Below are 20,450 nucleotides of genomic sequence, written 5' to 3' on the forward strand. Positions count from 1 at the left end.
TTGCTCGTTCCCACGCTCAGCGTGGGAATGCATCTCTGTGACGCTCTGCGTCAAAACCTCAAGCGTAGCTCTCGGTCTCGGCGGCAGGCTCAACCAGTTCCAGGCTGATGTTGTTCTGCGTGTTGATCTTGCGATACAGCTCGGCATCCGTCTCCAGGACTTTCTCCCGGGCCGGGAAGATCTCGTGCAGTTTGGCCGCCCATTCACCTGCGGCTTTTTCCGGGAAGCAGCGCTCAATCAGTTCCAGCATGATCGAAACGGTCACCGAAGCACCCGGGGACGCGCCCAGCAGTGCCGCCAGCGAGCCGTCCTTGGCCGCCACCAGTTCGGTGCCGAATTGCAGCACGCCGCCTTTTTTCGGGTCTTTCTTGATGATCTGCACCCGTTGGCCGGCCACTTCCAGGCGCCAGTCTTCGGCTTTCGCCTCAGGGTAGAAGCGACGCAGGGATTCCAGGCGCTGTTCCATCGACTGCATCACTTCGCTGACCAGGTACTTGGTCAGGTCCATGTTGTCGCGGGCCACGGCGAGCATGGGGCCGATGTTGCCGGCGCGAACCGACAGCGGCAGGTCCATGAACGAGCCGTGCTTGAGGAACTTGGTGGTGAAACCGGCGTATGGCCCGAACAGCAAGGATTTCTTGCCATCCACCACGCGGGTGTCCAGATGGGGGACGGACATCGGCGGCGAACCCACGGCGGCCTGGCTGTAGACCTTGGCCTGGTGGTGCTTGACCACTTCCGGGTTGTCGCAACGCAGCCATTGGCCGCTGACCGGGAAGCCGCCAAAACCTTTGCTTTCTTCGATACCCGAGGCTTGCAGCAGCGGCAGCGCCGCCCCACCGGCGCCCAGGAACACGAATTTGGCATCCACTTCACGGCTGTTGCCGCTGTTGACGTCCTTGATGCTGACGGTCCAGCCGGCGCCGTTGCGCTTGAGGCCCGTGACACGCTTGCAGTATTTGACCTGGGCATCGGCCGAGCTGGTCAGGTGGCTGAGCAGCTGAATCGTCAGGGCGCCGAAGTTGACGTCGGTGCCGTTCATGACACGGGTGGCGGCGATTTTTTCATCGAGCGGGCGCCCCGGCATCATCAGCGGCATCCACTCGGCCATCTCGTCACGGTCTTCGGTGTAGTGCATGTCCGAAAACGCATGGTGCCGGCTGAGGGTTTCAAAGCGCTTCTTGAGGAAATCCACGCCTTTCTCACCCTGTACGAAGCTCAGGTGCGGCACCGGGCTGATAAAGGATTTGGACGAGCCAAAGGTGCCCTTTTTGGTCAGGTACGCCCAGAACTGCTTCGACACCTCGAACTGGGTGTTGATGTGCACGGCTTTCTTGATGTCGATGGAGCCATCGGCGGCCTGGGGTGTGTAGTTCAGCTCACACAGCCCGGCGTGACCGGTACCGGCGTTGTTCCACGGGTTGGAACTTTCCGCGGCACCCGAATCCATCAGCTCAACGACTTCCAGCTTGAGGCCGGGGTCGAGCTCTTTGAGCAGTACGGCCAGGGTGGCACTCATGATGCCGGCCCCTACCAGTACGACGTCGACTGCTTCGTTATGCGCCATTTAACGCGTCTCCAAAATCTGCAGCACCAAATTGACGGCATGGCTGCCAGGAGTGACGGGGCGGTTCACGTGTTGCCCCAGGTTACCCATGGCCAGGATCGCCATGTCCGATTCGCAATCTTTGCATGTTCAGCGCGCGCTTGCTGCCAGCTAATCTGCCTATGAACGCATTCATGGGCGCCTGTGGCAATTCGACTTATGGTCAAAGCGTGCGATTCATGCAATCAATCCGTAGCGGACAGGCTCAAGCTCCGGTTGTCGAGGCGTACTCGGTCCTGTGGGGTTGGGCTGTTCCAGACGCTGATGGTGCTTGTACAAACGCCAAACTATTCATTTGCTCGCCACACTCTTGTGAAGTTGTGAATACCCGTTTTTTTCACGCTCTTTTGAAGACGTGAACCTCAAAAAAGGGCTGCCCCCGTCTGGCACCTGGCCCGCAACACCTTTGCCGACATGGCAAAACGGGCAAACAACTCAAGTGGCCGAGCGCAATGGCAGCTCTGGCAGATTCGGTAAAGGCGGGTGGTTTGCAAGGAATACAGCAAGCGCGCCAGCTTCACACGATCTGTGTGGGCGGCTCTCTGTGGGCGATTCTTGGGGTTAATGCCGGGGCATTAACGATGCTGCGAGGCCCGATCAGGAGACGTCCTTATAATCGGGGGGAGATTGTAGCGAAGAACGCCAGGGAAATGGGCGTGTTTTATGACTTTTATTAGGTGTTCGGTCAGGCGGCCAACGGCTGGTGCCGTTGCGACCGCGCAGGGCGTGGGCTGACACGGGCACGGGCCGGCAGCGGATGGTGCATCCAGCTCAAGCGAATTTCATCGATTTCCACCCAGCCCTCGCCTGCGGGAGGTTGGCGGCATTCTTTGAAGGCCTGGCAACGGCCTTGCGCATCGAGCAGGGCGAACTGACGAAGGGCGGGCTTGCGCGCGAACAATGACCAGAGAAAATGCATAGTGATCAGCCTCCTGAAATTAAGGTCAAGCATGCCTGCCCAGCATGACGGGCCCATGTAACGGGTGTGACATATCGGTGACATCGAACCGCTCCCGAGGGAAGGGGTCACAGGTTGTAACTGATGCTGGTTCCCCGCAGTGGCGCCCCGCTATACTGCCGGCCTGTCGGTACCTGATTTCTGGAGAGAAGAGCATGTTGCAACGCCTGTTGTTCGGTTTGATCACTGTGACCAGTTTGACCCTGGTTGGCTGCGCCAACAGCCCGCAACAACTGACCCCGGAGCCGAAGATCACCACGCAACTGGCTCCCGTGGGCCACGGCCAGCCGGTGTCGGTGCGTGTGGTGGATGGTCGTCCATCGCCTACGCTCGGTTCGCGCGGCGGACTGTACCCGGAGACTGCGCTGATTTCGGTGAACGCTCAGGACGTGCTACCCAAGCTGCAGGCCCAGGCTGAAGCTGCCGTGCGCTTGCTGGGGTTCACGCCCAGCCCCAACGCGCCGGGCGCGCCGCAGTTGACGGTCACCCTGGCCGAATTGAAGTATCAGTCGCCTAAAGAAGGCCTGTACGTGACCGAAGCCTCCATCGGCGCGACCTTCAAGTCCGACGTCTCCGCCGGTACCCGCCGTTACAGCGGTCGCTACGCAGCGTCGCTGAACCAGCGTTTCGGCATGTCGCCGAACCAGGACACCAACACCAAGCTGGTCAGCGATGTCCTGAGTGACGCCTTGACCCGTCTGTTCAAGGACCCAAGCATCGGTTCGCTGCTCAGCGCGCAATAATCGATCCTGTAAAAAACCGGGCATCAGCGATGAGCCCGGTTTTTTTTCGCCTGCAGTTTTACGCGGCGGTGTCGATACAGAAATCCAGCAGGCTCACCCCCGTCAACAGATCGGTCTCCGGCAAGTCCGCATGTTGGTGCCCGCCAAGGGCGCAATACACCAGCCAGTGGCGGTCCTGCACGTTGAACGCCAGGCCGCCGATCAGCGCCTCTTGCTCATCGCTCTGGGCGATCAGGTACAACCGATCCTGGTTTTGCGCGTGCAGCATGACAAGCTCCTAAAGCGTCGAAGGGCAACAGAGTGGACTGTTAAGGTGACGTTCAGGTGACGCTGTAAATTACTGGATACAGTTGTCGTCAATGGGGAGGGAGTGTTTCAGGCGCCGGAGGCCACTATCGTTCAGGTTTGTATCTGAACCGATACCCAGACACTGTTTTACCGAGGTTTGCGATGGCGTTGCCCGCACTGTTGATCAATGTTGTTGCTTTAGCGGTGGCCTGCCCTGGGGCGGCGCTGCTGTTCATTACCCGCCTGCGCGAACAGCGCGCGATGGCCGACCTGAGCGCGCAAAGCGAAGACCGCGCGATCGACCAGCCGATGTTGTTCCTGGATGTGCGCACCGCACGGGCGCATCGCCTGGCTTATCGCGTCGGGTTTGCGTGCCTGGCGCTGGCATTGGCCACTTCCTGGCTTAGCACCCACCTGTAAAAACACTGCTAAACAAATGTGGGAGCAGGCTCCCACACAAGCCCGCTCCCACATTTTTTGATCGGTGTTTACAGTGGAATCCCGGCCTTGACCCGATACTGATTACGCACCGGCGTTGCATATTGCACCACCAGGTACGGCCGGTGCTCGGCCGGGCATTCATTCAGGCGACGCTCCCATTCCGCCTCTGCTTTGGCCAACTCGTCCGCCGGGAATATCTCGGCCGCCGTCGGTACCTGCAATTGCGGGTCGGCGTCGTTCCATTGTGCATACGCCAGGTAATGCACCGGGAACAGGCGGTAACCGCCGAGAATCTGCCGGTCCATTTCCACGGCCAACAGCTTGGTGTCTTCGAAACGCTCGGTGATCGGCGGTGCGAAGTTGATGTGAACCCTTCCCTTGTAGCCGGTGATGCCAAGGGCGATGCTCACGTCATCCTCACCCGGTGCCTTGCAATAAGTGCCCGTTGTGGCGCGGATATACAGCTCGCGTGCCTTGGCGGTATCGCAGGGGTCGTACTCGTAGCTGATGGACACCGGCGTCAGGTTCAACGACTGGATCACCTCGGCGAACGGCTCATCCTTGCGGCTGACGTGGAACATCTTGAGGATCGCCGACTCAGTGCGATCGTCCCCATCCTTGGCGCGCCCTTCGGCCTGGGCGATCCAGATCGATTGGCAATCGTTGCGGATCGAATGGTTGATGTAGGCCGACAGCAGATTGAACGCTGCCATCTTTTCCTTCCGCCCGGTGATCGAGCGGTGCACGATGAAGCTCTTGTTCAGGCGCATCAGGTCGCTGACAAACGGTTTTTGCAGCAGGTTGTCACCGATGGCGATCCTTGGCGTCGGCAGGCCGGCGTGGTACACCGCGTAGTTGACGAAGGCCGGGTCCATCACGATATCGCGGTGGTTGGCCAGGAACAGGTAAGCGGTACCGGACTTGAGCTGCTCGACGCCGGTGTAGGTCACCCCGTCGGTCGCGCGGTCAATGGTGTGATCGACGTAGTATTCGACTTTGTCCTGCAGCGTGGCCACGGTGGTGACGCCGGCGAATTCTCGGCGCAGTTTTCGGGCGATCATCGGCTTGAGCAGCCAGCCCAGGGCGCCGGCAAAGCGCGGGAAGCGGAAGTGGGTCAGGATGTCCAGAAAGGCCTGGTCTCTGAACAGACGTGCCAGCACTGCCGGGACTTCGCTGTCATTGTAAGGTCGGATGGTATCGAATTCGCCCATCATGCTCTCTTGTTAGAAACGGCTAGGGTAAGTAGAAGTAAATGCCAGGGTGCGCCTGAGTAATGGGCTCAGCCGAACGATAACCCTGTGAATAGACCGGCGATTATACGCACAAGTCACCTTGGAGGCTGCGATGCTGGAAACTGCTACGTACGATTGCCCTTATTGTGGTGAAGAGGTCGAAACCACGGTGGATTTGTCCGGTGGGGACCAGGTCTATATAGAAGACTGCCAGGTGTGCTGCCGCCCCATCACGTTCGATCTGCAAGTGCATGGCGAAGAGTGGATGCTCGAAACCCGAAGCGAAAACGAATAACAGGTACGCCGATGCAGCGAATCTACGAACCGGAAAATCTGATGGAGGGCGAGCTGCTGCAACAGATGCTCGCCAGCGAAGGGATCGAGGCGCATCTGGTGGGTCGCCATTTGCTCGGCGGCACCGGCGAGTTGCCCATCTTCGGCCTGCTGGGCCTGGAAGTGGACAACGACCAGGCCGCCTACGCCCGCGAACTGATCACCGCCTATATTGGCGCGCAACCCGTGCCGGGCGATGAACCCGACAGCTTCCCGGACGTGCTGGTCTGTTAGGCTGTACGTCGGTTTACCCAAGAGTCGTGTTGCCCCATGTGTGGACGTTATGCCCTGTTTCGCTGGAACCCCGCCTTTGCGGCCTTGCCGGGTTTTCCGGCCGACCAGCAGGCCCAGTGGAACATCTCCCCGAATGATTCGGTGCTGATCCAGCGCGCCAGCGACGGCCAGCGCACCCTGGCCCGTGCTCGCTGGGGCCTGACGCCGCCGTGGTTGACGGATCTTTCGCGCACGCCGGCCCACGCCCGCGCCGAAACCCTGGCCGAACAACCGATGTTCCGCGAAGCGTTCCGCCAGCGCCGTTGCCTGCTGCCGGCCAACGGCTTCTACGAATGGCGCGGTACCCAGCGCAAACGCCCCTACTGGCTCACACCGGGGGAGGGCTCCACGCTGTTTTTTGCGGCGATCTGGGAAGCGTATCCGGTGCAGGAACAGGTGTGGCTGAGCACGGCGGTGGTGACGCAAGCGGCGCAGAGCCAACGCCGGCCACTGATTCTGGATGCAGCCGGGCAGCAAGCCTGGCTCAATCCCGAGACGCCGCTGCCGGTGTTGCAAGGCTTGCTGGCCAGCGAGCCTGCTGCGCTGCGCGAGCGGGTGCTGGCCAACATGGTCAATGATCCCAAGCTCAATGGGCCGGAGTGCCTGACCCCGGCTTGAACAGATTGGCTATTTTTTGCCTTTGCTGGCCTCGAAGGCGCCTTCAAATCGCCGCAAATCTCTAAACCTTGAACTGTTTGATCTTTCGCCGCTGTCGGCCAGGTGAGATGTATCCGAAAATCAGCGTTTAAACATCAGGTGTATCTAGCGCCGATACAAATCTGCGCCTACGATACCCGCCATGTTTTCAGGGAGCGTGTTCATGAAGAAGTCATTGGTGATAAGTGGGTTGGTTGCGGCGATGCTGCTGGCCGGGTGTCAGTCGGTCAATACCACCAGCGGCGGCGCCGTTGGGGTCGAGCGCAAGCAGTACATGTTCAGCATGCTGTCGAGTCAGGAAGTCGACCAGATGTATGCCCAGTCGTACCAGCAGACCTTGGGCGAAGCCAGCAGCAAGGGCCAGTTGGACAAGACCAGCGCCAACGCCAAGCGCGTGCAGGCCATTGCCAAGCGGCTGATCGCCCAGGCGCCCACCTTCCGCCCCGATGCGGCGCAGTGGAAATGGGAAGTGAACCTGATCAAGAGCGACGAGATGAACGCCAACTGCGGGCCTGGCGGCAAGATCTTCGTGTACAGCGCCTTGATCGATAACCTCAAGCTGACCGATGACGAACTGGCGGCGGTGATGGGCCATGAAATCGCCCACGCCTTGCGTGAACATGGTCGTGAAGCCATGTCCAAGGCGTACGGGATCGAGATGGCCAAGCAGGGTGCCGGCGCGTTGTTCGGTCTCGGCCAGGACAGCCTGGCGCTGGCCGATACCGTGGCCAACTACGGCATGACCTTGCCCAACAGCCGCAGCAACGAAAACGAAGCCGACCTGATCGGCCTGGAGCTGTCGGCCCGCGCCGGCTACAACCCGAACGCGGCGATCACGCTGTGGAACAAGATGGCCAAGGCTTCGGAAGGTTCGCCACCGGAGTTCATGAGCACGCACCCGGCGTCCGACAGCCGCATCGCGTCGTTGCAGGCGGCGATTCCGAAAGTGATGCCGCTTTACCAGCAGGCCAAAAAATCCTGATCCACCGATAAGCACATGGCTGGATTTTTGTAGTGAGCGAGCTTGCCTCGCGCGGGGCAAGCCCGCTCACTACAGAACTGTGTTCATGAGCGCCTTAGATCCACCCGCTGCTTTGCATGGCCTTGTACACCGCCACAACCGCCAGAATGAAAAACGCGGTCGCCGCGAGTCGTCGAATCAAGGTCAACGGCAATTTCTCCGCCGCAAAATTCCCCGCCAGCACCACCGGCACGTTGGCAATCAGCATGCCCACGGTCGTCCCGATAATCACCAGCCACAGCTCTGGGTACTGCGCCGCCAGCATCACGGTGGCAATCTGCGTCTTATCACCGATTTCGGCGAGGAAAAACGCAATCAACGTGGTCAGGAACGGTCCGAATTTGCGGCTGGTACTGGCTTCATCCTCGTCGAGTTTGTCCGGCACCAGGGTCCAAAGCGCCGTGGCGCAGAAGCTCGCTGCTAGGATCCAATGCAACACCGCATCCGAGAAGAAGCTTCCGAACCAGGCCCCCACGGCACCGGCGGCCGCATGGTTGGCCAGGGTCGCGGCAACGATGCCGGCGATGATCGGCCAGGGTTTGCGAAAGCGAGCAGCCAGGATGAGCGCGAGCAGTTGCGTCTTGTCGCCGATTTCGGCCAAGGCAACGATCGCGGTGGGAACGAGCAGTGAATCCAGCATCAGGTAGGTTTCCAGGGGCGGGTCGACACGGCTATGACACGTACAGCCTTCCCGCCCCGGGTAAGGTGTGCGTGTCATAGGTCTTGTCAAACCCCGGTCCGTCTGTGCGGACTCCTGGGTCGCATACGCCATGGTCTGTTGACCAAGTATGTTGACGTATGCCGGACGAGCGTGGCGCTCGTGGGAGACTACTCCCCTAGGACGGAGCGGATTCTGCCTAGGCAAAACCCGTTCGGCAAGCGTTCTTTTTCAAACGGGCCTCAGCCGCGCTTGGCCCGGTAGATGCGGAAACCGTTGCCTTCGGCCTTGATTGCGCAGATGCCCAAGTGCTCCTCGATCAAGGGCTGGTACTTGAGGAAACTGTTCGCAACCAGGCGCAGTTCGCCGCCTTTTGCCAGGTGTTTTCCGGCTTTTCGCAGAAGATTCTCCGTGGCGAAATAGTCGGTGTGCACACCTACATGGAACGGTGGGTTGGTCAGAATCGCATTCAAACCCTGCGGTGCCGCGTCGATGCCATCACCGGTCAGCACTTCGGCTTCCAGACCGTTGGCGGCCAGGGTCAGGCGGCTGCTGGCGGCGGCGAACGCATCCACATCCAGCATCGTCACGGTGTTGTGCGGGTAGCGCCGCTTGACCGCAGCCCCCAGCACGCCGGCACCGCAACCGAAGTCCAGCAGATGGCCGCTGGGCAGCTTGTCCAGATGCTGCAGCAACAACTCGGTGCCGCGATCCAGACGGCCGTGGCTGAACACGCCCGGTAAGCTCACGACTTTCAGAGGGCCTTCGGCCAAGGGCACTTCGAAGACCTGCGCCAGGCTCTCCAGCTCGACGGCCTGCGGCGCGTTGGCCACGGTAATCTGCCACAGCTGGCAATGCCGCGCGCTGTCGAGCTTGCGCGGTTTACCCAACGGGCTCATCTGCTTGGCGGCGCTTTCGATGCCGCCTTTTTTCTCCCCCACCAGGAACAGCTCGGCGCCGGGCAGGCGCGCGGCCACCGCATTGAGCAGGTAGTCGGTGAGGTCCTTGGACTTGGGCAGGAAGATCACCGCCGCCTCAAACTCGCGCTCGGGCACATTCACGCCGAACTGGCTGCGCTCCGGGAAGCGGGCGTCGAGAGCCGCCTGGTCGCCGGCATGCCAGCACCAGCCGTGAGCGTTGGGCAAGCGCCCCAGCAAGTCGTCGGCAGGCAAACCCACCAGCAGCAGCTTGCCCTGAAAAAGTTCGGTCTGGCGAAGCAGTACTTCACTGCGCGGATCCATGGTCTGCTCCTTGAAAAGGGGCGCAGTTTATCAACTCACGACGCGCAGCGGGGCGCCGCCGAAAAAGCCGCGGGCGTTTTCGGCCAGTTGGCCGACGATGCGCTGGCGCGCTTCGCGGCTGCCCCAGGCATTGTGCGGCGTGACGATCAGCCTTGGAATCTCGCCGGCCAGCAGCGGGTTGCCGTAGACCGGTGGTTCCACGCTCAGCACATCGGTCGCCGCGCCGCCCAAGTGGCCGCTGCGCAACGCATCCGCCAGGGCCTGCTCGTCGATCAAGCCGCCGCGAGCGGTATTGACCACAAACGCGCCAGGCTTGAGCAGCGCCAGTTCACGGGCGCCGATAAAGCCGCGGGTGTGTTCGTTGAGCGGGCAGTGCAAGGTCAGCGCGTCGACCTGCGCCAGCAGTTCATCCAGCGGCACGCGATCAGCGCGGGCAGGGCGCCCGGGGATCGCGCCGAGCAGCACGCGCATGCCAAAGGCTTTGGCCAGGCGCGCCACGGCGCTGCCCAGCTCACCGTGGCCGAGCAGGCCGAGGGTTTTGCCCTCCAGCTCGACAATCGGGTGGTCCAGCAGGCAGAACTGCTTCGCCTGCTGCCACTTGCCGGCGTTCACATCCCGTTGATAATCCTGCAAGCGCGTTGCCAGGTTGAGCAACAGCATGATCGTGTGCTGGGCCACCGAGGGCGTGCCGTAGCCTTGGCAGTTGCTCACGGTGATGCCATGGGCGCGGGCGGCGTCGAGGTCGATGTTGTTGGTGCCCGTGGCGGATACCAAGATCAGTTGGAGTTCCGGGCAGGCCGCCAGGGTTTCAGCGGTGAGCGGGATTTTGTTACTGATGACCACTTGGACGCCTTGAAGGCGTTCGGCCACGTTCTGCGCGGTGGTGTCCGAAAACAACTGCAGCTCGCCGAGGCTGTCGCGCAGCTCACTGAGGTCAAGGTCCCCCAGGTCCAGAGACGGGTGGTCAAGGAAGACGGCGCGGCGATTGTTCGTCATCAACTGTACCTTTTGCGACAGGGGTTTGAAGGCGTAATCTGCCGAGCCTACCAGATGAAATAAACCGTTACGCAAGGGAGTGAGCATGTACGCCGCCGAGTTTTTGACCGTAGCCCTGATTCACCTGTTGGCGGTGGCCAGCCCCGGCCCGGATTTCGCGGTGGTGGTGCGTGAAAGCGTGACCCATGGCCGCCGTGCCGGGACTTGGACCGCGCTGGGGGTGGGCTCGGCGATTTTCCTGCATGTGGGTTACTCGCTGCTCGGCATCGGCTTGATCGTGTCCCAGTCCATCGTGCTGTTCAATGCGTTGAAATGGGCCGCGGCGGCCTACCTGCTCTATATCGGCTTCAAAGCCCTGCGTGCGCAGCCGGCCAAGCCTGCCGCCGAGGGTGAGCTGCATCGCGAAGCGGGCGAACGCACTCCGCGTGGCGCGTTTACCGCAGGCTTCGTGACCAATGGCTTGAACCCCAAGGCCACGTTGTTCTTCCTCTCGCTGTTCACCGTAGTGATCAACCCGCATACGCCGCTGGCGATCCAGGCGGGTTATGGGGTGTATTTAGCGGTGGCGACGGCGCTGTGGTTCTGCCTGGTAGCGATGCTGTTCAGCCAGCAGCGCGTGCGCGCCGGGTTTGCGCGGATGGGGCATTGGTTTGATCGGACGATGGGGGCGGTGTTGATTGCCATTGGTGTAAAGCTGGCCTTCACCAGCATGAAATAAACACCGTAACTGTGGGAGCGGGCTTGCTCGCGAAAGCGGTGGGTCAGTCATTACATCATTGCCAGAACTGCCGCTTTCGCGAGCAAGCCCGCTCCCACAATTGCTCTCTGCAAGGCTTCAATGCTGGCGCAAAGCTAGCATTCACTGCCTCCTACAAATCATTCCTTTGGCTGATTTGACTGAAACATAAGGTCTCTAAAGTGCAGGTCTTCAAGCCAAGACCGTGCAGTCATAAAAGGGATTCGTATGTTGCAGACCCGTGTCATTCCGCCCGCCGAAGGTGCGTATCAATACCCGCTCTTGATCAAGCGCCTGCTGATGTCCGGGACCCGCTACGAGAAGACCCGGGAGATCATCTACCGCGACAAACTGCGCTACACCTACCCGACCCTGATCGAGCGGGTGGCGCGCCTGGCCAATGTGCTGACCGAGGCCGGGGTCAAGGCCGGTGATACCGTGGCGGTGATGGACTGGGACAGCCATCGCTACCTGGAATGCATGTTTGCCATCCCGATGATCGGCGCGGTGATCCACACCATCAACGTGCGTCTGTCGCCGGAACAGATCCTGTACACCATGAACCACGCCGAGGACCGCTTCGTGCTGGTCAACAGTGAGTTCGTGGGGCTTTACCAAGCCATCGCCGGGCAGCTCACCACCGTCGACAAGACCCTGCTGCTCACCGACGGCGAGTCCAGGACCGCCGAGTTGCCCGACCTGGTGGGCGAGTACGAAACCCTGCTCGCCGCCGCCAGCCCGAAGTACGACTTCCAGGACTTCGACGAACACTCCGTCGCCACCACCTTCTACACCACCGGTACCACCGGCAACCCCAAGGGCGTGTACTTCACCCACCGCCAACTGGTGCTGCACACCATCGGCGTGGCGACCATCATGGGCAGCGTCGACAGCGTGCGCCTGCTGGGTACCAACGACGTGTACATGCCGATCACACCGATGTTCCACGTGCATGCCTGGGGCTTGCCATACGTGGCGACCATGCTGGGGCTGAAGCAGGTTTATCCCGGCCGCTACGACCCTGAGTACCTGGTGGAGCTGTGGCGCAAGGAGAAGGTCACCTTTTCCCACTGCGTGCCGACCATCCTGCAAATGGTGCTCAACGCCAAGGCCGCCCAAGGCGTGGATTTCGGCGGCTGGAAAATCGTCATCGGCGGCAGTGCGCTCAACCGTACGCTGTATGAAGCGTCCAATGCGCGTGGCATTCAGTTGACCGCGGCCTACGGCATGTCCGAAACCGGGCCGCTGGTGTCCTGCGCCCACCTCAACGAGGAGCTGATGGCCGGCACCGAGGATGAACGCACCACTTACCGCATCAAGGCCGGTGTGCCCGGGCCCCTGGTGGAAGCGGCGATCATGGACGGCGAGGGCAACTTCCTGCCCGCCGACGGTGAGTCCCAGGGCGAGCTGGTGCTGCGCGCGCCGTGGCTGACCGAAGGGTATTACCGGGAACCGCAGAAGGGCGCCGAGCTGTGGGCCGGCGGCTGGATGCACACCGGCGACGTCGCGACGCTGGACGCCTTTGGTGTGATCGACATCCGCGACCGCATCAAGGACGTGATCAAGACCGGCGGCGAGTGGATCTCGTCCCTGGCCCTCGAAGACCTGGTCAGCCGTCACCCGGCGGTACGCGAAGTAGCGGTGGTGGGCATCGCCGATCCGCAGTGGGGCGAGCGCCCGTTTGCCCTGCTGGTGGTGCGTGATGGCCATGTGATAGGGGCCCGTGAGCTCAAGGAGCACCTCAAGCCGTTCGTGGAGCTGGGTCATTTGAGCAAGTGGGCGATTCCGAGCCAGATCGCGGTTGTTACCGAAATTCCCAAGACCAGTGTCGGCAAGCTCGACAAAAAACGTATCCGCATTGACATCATCGAATGGCAGGCCAACAACAGCACGTTCCTGTCCACCCTCTGACACCCTCGCCGTGCCCATTCGGGCACGGCAATGCTCTAACTCGCAGCTTTACTTGTGATTTGCGAATTTTCAGCCATCCTTCCCGCGTCGGCCTTCGCCGACATGGCGAAAGGGTCGTGGCAGACGGGTCGGTGATGCAAATCACACTTTAGAGGGATCAAGCACTACCCCCTGCTGGCTATAGTCCCTACCAGAGTTTTTCATGGATGTTTCGCTACGGGCCAAGGGGGCCTGGTTGCCGAGCGGCATTGGAATCGTTGTATTCCGGCCGTTACAAGCATCACGGAAAGTACTCACTGCCATAACAATAATGCACATGGAGTAGCGTCGATGACCCAAGTAAACCAGTTCTGGCGCCGGGCGAAATTGCCCCTGGCCGTCAGTCTCGCTTCTACGCTCGCCGGGCCCGCATTCGGCGTCAGTTTCAATATCGGTGAAATCGAGGGGAGCTTTGACTCGTCGCTTTCGGTGGGGGCAAGCTGGTCCACAGCCAAACCCAACCAGGATCTGATTGGCGCCAACAATGGCGGCAACGGTCTTTCCCAGACTTCCGATGACGGCCACTTGAACTTCAAGCGTGGGGAAACCTTCTCGAAGATATTCAAGGGCATCCACGACCTGGAATTGAAATACGGCGACACCGGCGTGTTTGTGCGCGGCAAGTACTGGTATGACTTCGAACTCAAGGATGAAGACCGCCTGTTCAAGGACATCAGCGACAGCAACCGCAAGGAGGGCGCCAAGTCCTCGGGCGGGCAGATTCTTGATGCGTTCGTTTACCACAACTACTCGATTGCTGATCAGCCGGGCAACGTGCGGTTCGGTAAGCAAGTCGTCAGCTGGGGTGAAAGTACCTTTATCGGTGGTGGTATCAACTCCATCAACCCGATCGACGTGTCCGCGTTCCGTCGTCCGGGGGCTGAGGTCAAGGAAGGCTTGATTCCGGTCAACATGTTCTATGTGTCCCAATCGCTCACCGACAATCTGTCGGCGGAAGCGTTTTACCAGTTGGAATGGGACCAGACGGTTACCGATAACTGTGGGACGTTCTTCTCGCAGCCGGACGTCATCTCTGATGGCTGCGACAACAACCTGCGAGTATTGAGCAAGCGCTCGCGCATTTCGCCTCTCGCTTATCCCACGCTCAACGCTACCGGGGTAGATGTGAATGAGGAAGGCGTGCTGGTGCGTCGCGGCCCTGACCGCGATGCTCGGGACAGCGGCCAGTTTGGCGTGGCGATGCACTACAACTTTGAACCGCTGGACACCGAGTTCGGCGCGTACTTCATGAACTATCACAGCCGGGCGCCGATTTTCAGTGCGCAGGGTGCGCCAGCGTCGGCCTATAACCGTCCTCTGGGTCCCTTGGCGGCATTGCGTCCTGTGATTGTGGCGGGCAGCTCTAACTACTTCGTCGAATATCCGGAAGACATCCGTCTCTACGGCTTGAGTTTTTCCACCACGCTGCCTACAGGAACCGCATGGAGCGGTGAGTTGAGCTACCGGCCGAACGCGCCGGTGCAACTGAGCACCACCGACATCCTTTACGCTGGCGTCACGCCGATTCCTGGCTTTGGCAATGCCTCCGTGCTCAAAGGCTCGCCGGGTCAGGACCTGCATGGCTATAACCGTAAGGAAGTGACACAGTTCCAGACCACTTTCACGCACTTCTTTGATCAAGTGATGGGCGCCAGCCGCTTGACCACGGTGGGTGAGATTGGGGTGACTCACGTGGGCGGCCTTGAGAGCAAATCAGAGGCACGTTATGGCCGCGACCCGGTGTTTGGTCCAGGTACGTTGCCCGGTGGTTTCTGCGCTGCGCTTAATAACTCGACCGCCGTGGGCGCCGGGTTGGGCAATGCCAACGGCCTGAACACCAACTGCAACAATGACGGCTTCACCACCGCCACTTCCTGGGGCTACCGCGCTCGGGCGATCTGGGAATACCCGGACGTCTTCGCCGGCGTAAACCTCAAGCCCAACGTAGCGTGGTCCCATGACGTCAAGGGTTACTCCCCTGGTCCTGGCGCCAACTTCGAAGAAGGCCGCAAGGCCGTCAGCCTTGGGCTGGACGCCGAGTACCAGAACACCTACACCGCGAGCCTGAACTACACCAACTTCTTCGGTGGCGATTTCAGTACCGTGAATGACCGAGACTTTGTGGCCTTGAGCTTCGGCGCGAACTTCTAAGCACACTCTTTTCAAGTGCATGTATTTTCAGGAAGACCAGAGTATGAAAATAACCAAAAGTCTGTTGCACGTGGGTGTGCTTGGGCTGTCGATCCTGGCGAGCAACGTCATGGCGGCAGTGTCGGCGGACGAAGCCGCCAAGCTGGGCACGACCTTGACGCCGATGGGCGCCGAAATGGCGGGCAATGCGGCCGGCACTATCCCTAAATGGTCGCCGATGCCCACCACTGCCGGAGCCGTGGACGCCAAAGGCTTCCTGGCGAACCCGTACGCCAGTGAACAACCGCAGTTCACCATCACCGCGCAGAACGTCGAGCAGTACAAGGACAAGCTGGCGCCGGGGCAGTACGCGATGTTCAAGCGTTACCCGGACTCGTTCAAGATGCCGGTCTATCCGACTCACCGTGGCGCCACGGTGCCTGCCGAGGTGTTTGCCTCCATCAAGAAAAACGCCACCAACACCAACCTGGTATCCGGCGGCAACGGTCTGGAAAACTTCGAGACGGCCGTGCCGTTCCCGATCCCGAAAACCGGCGTGGAGGTGATCTGGAACCACATCACGCGTTACCGCGGCGGCAGCGTGACCCGTCTGGTGACCCAGGCCACGCCGCAGACCAACGGCTCCTACAGCCTGGTGTACTTCCAGGATCAGTTTGTGTTCCGCGACAAGATGAAGGATTTCGATCCGAAGAATCCGGGCAACGTGCTGTTCTACTTCAAGCAGGAAGTCACCGCGCCGGCGCGTCTGGCCGGTGGCGTGTTGCTGGTGCACGAAACCCTGGACCAGGTGAAGGAGCCGCGCTCGGCGTGGGTCTACAACGCCGGTCAGCGCCGTGTGCGCCGGGCGCCGCAAGTGTCCTACGACGGGCCGGGCACTGCCGCTGACGGGCTGCGCACCTCCGACAACCTCGATATGTACAACGGTGCGCCGGATCGCTACGACTGGAAGCTGGAAGGCAAGAAAGAGATATACATCGCCGCCAACAGCCACAAGATCGACGATCCGAAGCTCAAGTACGCCGACATCATCAAGGCCGGTCACATCAACCAGGACCTGACGCGCTACGAGTTGCGCCGCGTCTGGCACGTGACCGCTACCTTGAAGGAAGGCCAGCGCCACATCTATGCCAAGCGTGACTTCTACATTGACGAAGACACCTGGCAAGCAGCCGTGATCGATCACTACGACGGCCGTGGCCAGCTGTGGCGCGTGGCAGAAGCGCATTCGGAGAACTACTACGACAAGCAAGTGCCGTGGTATGCCCTGGAAACACTTTACGACCTGCAGTCCGGTCGCTACCTGGCCCTGGGCATGAAGAACGAAGAGAAGCGCGCCTATGACTTTGGCTTCACAGCCACGACCGCCGACTTCTCCCCGGCGGCCCTGCGTCAGGCCGGTGTTCGCTAAGCTGGGTTAACGCGCCAATGTGGCAGCTGGCGCCTGTGGGGGCTGGCTTGCCTGCGATAGCATGGATATCTACACAACGCTCAACGACTGAAAAATCTTCCTGTAGTGAGCGGGCTTGTCCCGCGCTGGGTGGCGGAGCCGCCCCAGTAAAGGCATCGCCGAGCCTCAGGTAGAATCCGGTCGCCTGGTTTGGGGCTGCTTCGCCGCCCAGCGCGGGCGGTGCGACGATTCGCCAAGCCCGCTCACTACAAAGATCTGTAGATACCTATGCTGCGATAGCATCACCTCGGTATTACTGAAACACTGAGGTGAAGCAATCTCAGGCAAGCCAGCTCCCACATTTTTTGTCGCAGTCTTTTCAGCAAGATTCAGTAAAAACCTACAAACCTGCCGCTTTTACCGCTAGTCTGCGGACATCTGCAATGCCGACAACAGCCTTCTACAAGAGCCCGGCGATGACTGATCTGTCCCGAATCCAAGGGCCTGCCGGAGTGGTAATCCCAACCCTGGAGGGCCGCTTCTACAGGCCACCCTTGCCTGACGGCTACGTGCTGCGACCTCGCTTGTGCGAACGCCTGAGCGCGGGGCTGCAAGGGCGATTGTTGCTGGTCAGCGCACCGGCTGGATTTGGCAAGAGTTCGTTGGCGGTGGAGTTCTGCCAGGGCTTGCCGGCCCATTGGCAAAGCCTGTGGCTGGGCCTGAGTCCGCGAGACAACGACCCCGGTCGTTTCCTCGAGCGCCTGCTCGAGGGTTTGCAACAGTTCTTCCCGCAACTCGGCGCCCAGTCCCTGGGCCTGCTGAAAATGCGCCAGCGTCACCAACCCTTCGCCTTTGAAGAATGGCTGGATGGCCTGCTCGATGAACTGACCGTGCACCTGTCCACCCGCGCGCCGCTGTTGCTGGTGCTGGATGACTATCATCTGGCCCAAGGGCCCGTGCTCGACCGTTGTCTGCAGTTTTTTCTCAACCATTTGCCCGATGGCCTGGTGGTGCTGGTCACCAGTCGCCAGCGCCCGGACTGGCATCTGGCGCGGTTGCGTTTGTCGCGTCACCTGTTGGAGTTGCACGAACAAGACCTGCGCCTGACGCACAGCGAATCCCTGGCGGTGCTGGATCGCCACAGCAGTTCGTTGCGCGGCGAAGCCCTCGACAATCTTATTCGCCGCAGCGAAGGCTGGGTCGCCGGCCTGCGTTTCTGGTTGCTGGCCGCCTCCGAAGCCGGCGGCGACGGCGCCTTGCCACAGAGCCTGCACGGCGGCGAAGGGCTGATCCGCGATTACCTGCTTGAAGAAGTGATCGATTGCCTGCCGGCCGAAGTGCAGGCGTTCCTGTACGACACAGCGCCCCAGGACCGTTTTTGCAGCGGGCTCTGCGACGCGGTGCGCGAAGCCCATGACAGCGCCGAAATCCTGCGTTACCTGCAAGCCCATCAGGTGTTCCTGGTGCCCCTGGACGAGCAGGGCCACTGGTACCGTTATCACCACTTATTTTCCGACCTGCTGCGCACGCGGCGCGCAAGCAGCAATGTGCTGCCGGCGGCCAGCCTGCACCTGCGCGCGTGCCGCTGGTTCAATGCCCAGGGCCTGATCGACGAGGCGGTGGAGCAGGCGTTGCGCGCGGGGCACCTGGATGTGGCGGCCAACCTGGTGCAGAACCTGTCCGAAGAACAACTGCTGGCCGAGCAGAATGTGGGCATGCTGCTGCGCTGGAAAATGGACTTGCCCGACAGCCTGCTGATCAGCACGCCGCGCTTGATCGTGCTGTACAGCTGGGCATTGGGCCTGGCCTGCCAGTTGGATGCGGCGGAAGAACTGTCCAGCTACCTCAGCCGCTTTCTGCCAGCACCGTCGGCCACCGCGCAAAAATCGATGCTGGCCCAGTGGTTGGCGCTGAGCGGGATCATCGCCCGGGGCCGGGGGGATCGCGAGCTGACCCTGCGCTATTGCAGCGAGGCACTGGAAAGCTTGCCGCAACGGCGTTACGGCCAGCGCTTGATGTGCCTATCGACGCTCTCCAACCTGGCGATTGTCGATGCCGACCTGTGGCGTGCGCGTGGCTTGAATCGCGAATCCCTTGAGCTGGCGCAGCGCGTCGGCAACCCGCTGTTCGAGGCCCTGGCCCATTACGACCGGGCGCGGGTGTTGCAGGCGCGCGGCGAAGTCCTGCGCTCCCTGGACGAAGTGCGCCAGGGCCTGCAACGCCTGCACGGCCTGGCACCGCAGCGGCTGTATGCGGTGCGGGCACGGTTATCGCTCTATGAAGGTTACTTGCTGCTGTTGCGGTTCCAGCCCGAGGCCGGTCTGGCCCGCTTGCGCGCCGGGCTCGCCGAAGCGCGCGCTTGCCGCGACATCAGTGTGTTGATCGGGCACTGTGTGATCGCCAGTTTCGAGGGGCGTCGTGGTGACTTCGCCAGAGCCTTCGCCGAACTGGCCGAGGCCGAGCGGCTGATGCACATCTGGGACGTTCCGCCGATCTACTACCTGGCGATGATCACCCTGATCAAATGCGAGTTATGGCTGGCCCAGGGCCGCACCGACCTGGCAGACGCCTGGCTGACCCGCCTGGCGCAAACCTACAACGGCGAACAGGCCGCCGCTGCGCCCGAATTCCACCCGCATCTGCCCCAGCACATCGCGCTGCAGCAAGCGGCGCTGGATGCCATCCGGCATCAACCCGCTGCGGCATTGCAGCGGCTTGAAGCGTTGGCGCAACAGGCCCACAACAGCGGTCGCCAGATGATTGCCCTGATGGCGTTGACCCAGCAGGCGCAATTGCTCCTGGAAAGTGGCCAGGAGGCCAAGGCGCGCCCGGTGCTGACCCACGCCCTTGGCGCCGCTGACGGCGGTGCGTTGCAACCCTTCCAGCGCCTGCTGGAAAGTCACCCTGCCTGGATGCGCGAGCAACTGCGCAAGGATTCTCACGGGTTGCTGAACCAGAGTCTGTTGGCGCTGCTGCCTACGGTCGTGGCACCTGAGGCCGCGCCGGCTCACGAAACCTTGAGCACGCGAGAGTTGGCGGTGCTGAAACTGATTGCCCAAGGCTGCTCCAACCAGGAGATCAGTAACCAGCTGTTCATCTCACTGCACACCGTGAAAACCCACGCCAGCCACATCAACAGCAAATTGGGCGTCGAGCGGCGGACCCAGGCGGTGGCCCGTGCCAAGGCAATGGGCCTGCTGGCGTAACCCTGCGGTCTACGGAGCGCTCGGGCACTGGCCCGATGCGCTGGCGACTACCTGGCGAACCTGCGCCGCGAAGCGCTTGAGGTTGTTCTGGTGGGCGAGCACCAGGTCGTCAATGCTCGGGCCCGCCGGGGACTGCAAGGTGGTCCGGCAGATCAGCGGCGCGCGATCACTGGCGGTTGCCGGCCGCAGCCGCCACTTGACGTCGAACAGTGCGTACTGGCCGGGCACGGAGTCAAAGCGCTGAACTTCCAGGCGTAACAGCATCGGTTGCCGAGCATGGCTGCTGGCGAATTGGTCCACCAGCGCGCTTCGCAACTCATCCACGAGGCTGGCCGCCCACCACTGGGTATCGAGGATCGTCACGCCACTATTGCCCTGGCGAATCACGATCTGCGGTCGGTCGACTTGCGGCGGCACAACGATGCTTTCAATGCGGATCGCACCCGCGTCGCTTCCCGTGGTGTTGCTCCATTGCGCCGGGGTCAGGGTATGAAAGCTGATGGGGGTGCTGCTGCATGCCCCCAACGCGAGCAATGCACTGAGCAGGGTGATCTTCAACGGTGACGTCATGGC

19 protein-coding genes and 1 riboswitch are annotated in these 20,450 nt (G+C 61.3%); of the genes, 11 read left to right on the forward strand and 8 right to left on the reverse strand.

Going from position 1 to position 20,450, the window contains the following annotated elements; all coding sequences use genetic code 11:
* Positions 1 to 58: 58 nt before the first annotated feature.
* Both mqo and H0Z09_RS05875 read right to left on the reverse strand, forming a co-directional pair.
* Positions 59 to 1,567 (reverse strand): malate dehydrogenase (quinone), encoded by a 1,509-nt coding sequence (mqo, locus tag H0Z09_RS05870; RefSeq protein ID WP_186688352.1) that lies wholly within the window; start codon positions 1,565 to 1,567, stop codon positions 59 to 61.
* Between the two features lie 724 nt (positions 1,568 to 2,291).
* Entirely contained in the window at positions 2,292 to 2,525 is a 234-nt protein-coding gene (locus H0Z09_RS05875; protein ID WP_076951200.1) for a hypothetical protein, read from the reverse strand.
* A 194-nt stretch (positions 2,526 to 2,719) separates the two neighbouring features.
* Between H0Z09_RS05875 and H0Z09_RS05880 the strand changes: the two genes are divergently transcribed.
* On the forward strand, positions 2,720 to 3,307 hold the full coding sequence (locus tag H0Z09_RS05880; protein ID WP_076951201.1) for a YajG family lipoprotein: 588 nt from the start codon (positions 2,720 to 2,722) through the stop codon (positions 3,305 to 3,307).
* Between the two features lie 58 nt (positions 3,308 to 3,365).
* Here the strand turns inward: H0Z09_RS05880 and H0Z09_RS05885 are convergent, their stop codons facing one another.
* Positions 3,366 to 3,575, reverse strand: coding sequence for a hypothetical protein (locus H0Z09_RS05885; protein ID WP_076951202.1), 210 nt, complete (start codon positions 3,573 to 3,575; stop codon positions 3,366 to 3,368).
* A 182-nt stretch (positions 3,576 to 3,757) separates the two neighbouring features.
* Between H0Z09_RS05885 and H0Z09_RS05890 the strand changes: the two genes are divergently transcribed.
* The gene (locus tag H0Z09_RS05890; protein WP_186688355.1) at positions 3,758 to 4,015 is read left to right on the forward strand and encodes a hypothetical protein; all 258 of its coding nucleotides are present in this window, start codon (positions 3,758 to 3,760) and stop codon (positions 4,013 to 4,015) included.
* Between the two features lie 68 nt (positions 4,016 to 4,083).
* On the opposite strand, the gene H0Z09_RS05895 is transcribed toward H0Z09_RS05890, so the two are convergent.
* A complete protein-coding gene (locus H0Z09_RS05895) occupies positions 4,084 to 5,247 on the reverse strand; it encodes a 1-acyl-sn-glycerol-3-phosphate acyltransferase (protein ID WP_186688358.1) in 1,164 nt (387 codons plus the stop codon).
* Positions 5,248 to 5,380: 133 nt separating this feature from the next.
* On the opposite strand from H0Z09_RS05895, the gene H0Z09_RS05900 reads away from it, so the two are divergent.
* The 4 genes from H0Z09_RS05900 to H0Z09_RS05915 all read left to right on the forward strand — a co-directional run bounded on the left by H0Z09_RS05900 (position 5,381) and on the right by H0Z09_RS05915 (position 7,513).
* Complete coding sequence (locus H0Z09_RS05900) at positions 5,381 to 5,563, forward strand: CPXCG motif-containing cysteine-rich protein (protein WP_186688360.1); 183 nt, start codon at positions 5,381 to 5,383, stop codon at positions 5,561 to 5,563.
* An 11-nt stretch (positions 5,564 to 5,574) separates the two neighbouring features.
* On the forward strand, positions 5,575 to 5,835 hold the full coding sequence (locus tag H0Z09_RS05905; RefSeq protein ID WP_076951206.1) for a DUF2007 domain-containing protein: 261 nt from the start codon (positions 5,575 to 5,577) through the stop codon (positions 5,833 to 5,835).
* Between the two features lie 36 nt (positions 5,836 to 5,871).
* Positions 5,872 to 6,492, forward strand: coding sequence for an SOS response-associated peptidase (locus H0Z09_RS05910; protein WP_186688363.1), 621 nt, complete (start codon positions 5,872 to 5,874; stop codon positions 6,490 to 6,492).
* Between the two features lie 202 nt (positions 6,493 to 6,694).
* Positions 6,695 to 7,513 carry a M48 family metallopeptidase gene (locus H0Z09_RS05915; RefSeq protein WP_076951208.1) on the forward strand — a complete coding sequence of 273 codons (819 nt, stop codon included), beginning with the start codon at positions 6,695 to 6,697 and terminating at the stop codon, positions 7,511 to 7,513.
* Between the two features lie 94 nt (positions 7,514 to 7,607).
* Here H0Z09_RS05915 and H0Z09_RS05920 read toward each other — a convergent pair whose 3' ends face one another.
* The 3 genes from H0Z09_RS05920 to H0Z09_RS05930 form a co-directional block, all read right to left on the reverse strand.
* Positions 7,608 to 8,192 (reverse strand): TMEM165/GDT1 family protein, encoded by a 585-nt coding sequence (locus H0Z09_RS05920; RefSeq protein WP_076951209.1) that lies wholly within the window; start codon positions 8,190 to 8,192, stop codon positions 7,608 to 7,610.
* Positions 8,193 to 8,281: 89 nt separating this feature from the next.
* Positions 8,282 to 8,401: riboswitch (yybP-ykoY riboswitch) on the reverse strand.
* Positions 8,402 to 8,452: 51 nt separating this feature from the next.
* Entirely contained in the window at positions 8,453 to 9,451 is a 999-nt protein-coding gene (locus tag H0Z09_RS05925; protein ID WP_186688364.1) for a class I SAM-dependent methyltransferase, read from the reverse strand.
* A 30-nt stretch (positions 9,452 to 9,481) separates the two neighbouring features.
* The gene (locus tag H0Z09_RS05930; RefSeq protein ID WP_186688365.1) at positions 9,482 to 10,447 is read right to left on the reverse strand and encodes a 2-hydroxyacid dehydrogenase; all 966 of its coding nucleotides are present in this window, start codon (positions 10,445 to 10,447) and stop codon (positions 9,482 to 9,484) included.
* Positions 10,448 to 10,532: 85 nt separating this feature from the next.
* On the opposite strand from H0Z09_RS05930, the gene H0Z09_RS05935 reads away from it, so the two are divergent.
* The 5 genes from H0Z09_RS05935 (at position 10,533) to H0Z09_RS05955 (ending at position 19,877) form a co-directional block, all read left to right on the forward strand.
* Positions 10,533 to 11,165, forward strand: coding sequence for a LysE family transporter (locus H0Z09_RS05935; RefSeq protein ID WP_010213066.1), 633 nt, complete (start codon positions 10,533 to 10,535; stop codon positions 11,163 to 11,165).
* A gap of 246 nt (positions 11,166 to 11,411) precedes the next feature.
* Positions 11,412 to 13,094 carry a fatty acid--CoA ligase gene (locus H0Z09_RS05940; RefSeq protein ID WP_186688366.1) on the forward strand — a complete coding sequence of 561 codons (1,683 nt, stop codon included), beginning with the start codon at positions 11,412 to 11,414 and terminating at the stop codon, positions 13,092 to 13,094.
* Positions 13,095 to 13,424: 330 nt separating this feature from the next.
* Positions 13,425 to 15,284, forward strand: coding sequence for a DUF1302 domain-containing protein (locus H0Z09_RS05945; RefSeq protein ID WP_186688367.1), 1,860 nt, complete (start codon positions 13,425 to 13,427; stop codon positions 15,282 to 15,284).
* 43 nt (positions 15,285 to 15,327) lie between these two features.
* Positions 15,328 to 16,692, forward strand: a complete 1,365-nt coding sequence (locus H0Z09_RS05950; protein ID WP_186688368.1) for a DUF1329 domain-containing protein — start codon at positions 15,328 to 15,330, stop codon at positions 16,690 to 16,692.
* Positions 16,693 to 17,147: 455 nt separating this feature from the next.
* On the forward strand, positions 17,148 to 19,877 hold the full coding sequence (locus H0Z09_RS05955; RefSeq protein ID WP_186688369.1) for a LuxR C-terminal-related transcriptional regulator: 2,730 nt from the start codon (positions 17,148 to 17,150) through the stop codon (positions 19,875 to 19,877).
* A 9-nt stretch (positions 19,878 to 19,886) separates the two neighbouring features.
* Here the strand turns inward: H0Z09_RS05955 and H0Z09_RS05960 are convergent, their stop codons facing one another.
* A complete protein-coding gene (locus H0Z09_RS05960; RefSeq protein ID WP_186688370.1) occupies positions 19,887 to 20,447 on the reverse strand; it encodes a PqiC family protein in 561 nt (186 codons plus the stop codon).
* Positions 20,448 to 20,450: the final 3 nt, after the last annotated feature.

Origin of the sequence: Pseudomonas sp. SWRI18, from assembly GCF_014268345.1 — a bacterium.
GTDB lineage: Bacteria > Pseudomonadota > Gammaproteobacteria > Pseudomonadales > Pseudomonadaceae > Aquipseudomonas > Aquipseudomonas cedrina.